At 44.1% G+C, this 261-nt stretch carries 1 protein-coding gene; it reads right to left on the reverse strand.

Annotated elements, in window-relative coordinates; genetic code table 11:
- Window positions 1–261 (reverse strand): ParB/RepB/Spo0J family partition protein (locus ACFILW_RS10765; RefSeq protein WP_375685830.1); only part of this gene is annotated, 261 nt, incomplete at both ends.

Here is a 261-nt window from a genome sequence, read left to right on the forward strand (position 1 = left end):
GCTCTTTCCCATGCCCTTAGCCAACTTCGCCTGTGTCAGATTATTCAGATCCATTAATTTTTCATAAGCTTGGGCTTCTTCAACTGAACTCAACTCGGAACGTTGCAAGTTTTCGATCAGGGCCAGCGATGCAGTTTCGTGATCGTTCATTTTTTCAACGATAGCGGGTGCCTTTTCCCAGTCCAACAACTTCATTGCCCGGTAACGCCGTTCACCAGCAATAATTTCATACTTTGCTGGTTCATATTCCCGTAAAATAAT

Origin of the sequence: Bartonella sp. TT110JLCBS (assembly GCF_042193405.1) — a bacterium.
Classification (GTDB): domain Bacteria; phylum Pseudomonadota; class Alphaproteobacteria; order Rhizobiales; family Rhizobiaceae; genus Bartonella.